At 52.3% G+C, this 1,510-nt stretch carries 6 tRNA genes and 2 rRNA genes; all 8 read left to right on the forward strand.

Annotated elements, in window-relative coordinates:
- Positions 1-689: ribosomal RNA gene (locus AOQ70_RS03140) — 23S ribosomal RNA — on the forward strand; the annotation flags it as partial.
- A 109-nt stretch (positions 690-798) separates the two neighbouring features.
- Positions 799-914 (forward strand): 5S ribosomal RNA (gene rrf, locus AOQ70_RS03145).
- A 9-nt stretch (positions 915-923) separates the two neighbouring features.
- Positions 924-998, forward strand: a tRNA-Asn gene (locus AOQ70_RS03150).
- Between the two features lie 4 nt (positions 999-1,002).
- Positions 1,003-1,093 (forward strand) — tRNA-Ser (locus AOQ70_RS03155).
- A 17-nt stretch (positions 1,094-1,110) separates the two neighbouring features.
- A tRNA-Glu gene (locus AOQ70_RS03160) sits at positions 1,111-1,185 on the forward strand.
- A gap of 33 nt (positions 1,186-1,218) precedes the next feature.
- A tRNA-Val gene (locus tag AOQ70_RS03165) sits at positions 1,219-1,294 on the forward strand.
- 15 nt (positions 1,295-1,309) lie between these two features.
- Positions 1,310-1,386 (forward strand) — tRNA-Met (locus tag AOQ70_RS03170).
- 4 nt (positions 1,387-1,390) lie between these two features.
- Positions 1,391-1,467: transfer RNA gene (locus tag AOQ70_RS03175), tRNA-Asp, on the forward strand.
- Positions 1,468-1,510 lie beyond the last annotated feature (43 nt).

A 1,510-nucleotide genomic window follows, 5' to 3' on the forward strand; every position in this document is an offset into this window, starting at 1 on the left:
CCTTATCGGGCAGGGAGACAGTGTCAGGTGGGCAGTTTGACTGGGGCGTCGCCTCCTAAAATGTAACGGAGGCGCCCAAAGGTTCCCTCAGAATGGTTGGAAATCATTCGCAGAGTGTAAAGGCACAAGGGAGCTTGACTGCGAGACCTACAAGTCGACAGGGACGAAGTCGGGCTTAGTGATCCGGTGGTTCCGCATGGAAGGGCCATCGCTCAACGGATAAAAGCTACCCCGGGGATAACAGGCTTATCTCCCCCAAGAGTCCACATCGACGGGGAGGTTTGGCACCTCGATGTCGGCTCATCGCATCCTGGGGCTGTAGTCGGTCCCAAGGGTTGGGCTGTTCGCCCATTAAAGCGGTACGCGAGCTGGGTTCAGAACGTCGTGAGACAGTTCGGTCCCTATCCGTCGCGGGCGCAGGAAATTTGAGAGGAGCTGTCCTTAGTACGAGAGGACCGGGATGGACGCACCGCTGGTGTACCAGTTGTTCTGCCAAGGGCATCGCTGGGTAGCTATGTGCGGACGGGATAAGTGCTGAAAGCATCTAAGCATGAAGCCCCCCTCAAGATGAGATTTCCCATTCCGCAAGGAAGTAAGATCCCTGAAAGATGATCAGGTTGATAGGTCTGAGGTGGAAGCGTGGTGACACGTGGAGCTGACAGATACTAATAGATCGAGGACTTAACCTATATTCTAATGTGAAACATGAACATTGTTATCTAGTTTTGAGAGAACATTTTTAAAATATCTCTTGATTTATTTTCAATACATAGTATAATATCTTTTGTCACTAAATTGTCTGGTGATGATGGCGAAGAGGTCACACCCGTTCCCATACCGAACACGGAAGTTAAGCTCTTCAGCGCCGATGGTAGTTGGGGGTTCCCCCCTGTGAGAGTAGGACATCGCCAGGCTTTCTTCATTCCGCAGTAGCTCAGTGGTAGAGCTATCGGCTGTTAACCGATCGGTCGTAGGTTCGAATCCTACCTGCGGAGCCAATTTGGAGAGCTGTCCGAGTGGCCGAAGGAGCACGATTGGAAATCGTGTAGGCGGTAACCCCGTCTCAAGGGTTCGAATCCCTTGCTCTCCGCCACAATTTACATAATAAAGGGCCCGTTGGTCAAGCGGTTAAGACACCGCCCTTTCACGGCGGTAACACGGGTTCGAATCCCGTACGGGTCACCATTTTTATAGAATATATACCAGCATTTTTTATTCGGAGGATTAGCTCAGCTGGGAGAGCATCTGCCTTACAAGCAGAGGGTCGGCGGTTCGAGCCCGTCATCCTCCACCATATCTTTTATATCGTCGCGGGGTGGAGCAGTTCGGTAGCTCGTCGGGCTCATAACCCGAAGGTCGCAGGTTCAAATCCTGCCCCCGCAACCAAAATGGTCCGGTAGTTCAGTTGGTTAGAATGCCTGCCTGTCACGCAGGAGGTCGCGGGTTCGAGTCCCGTCCGGACCGCCATTTTCAAAAGAATTAACTTGGCTCGGTAGCTCAGTTGGTAGAG

Origin of the sequence: Bacillus sp. AM 13(2015) (genome assembly GCF_001518755.1) — a bacterium.
Lineage (GTDB): Bacteria > Bacillota > Bacilli > Bacillales > Bacillaceae > Bacillus > Bacillus safensis.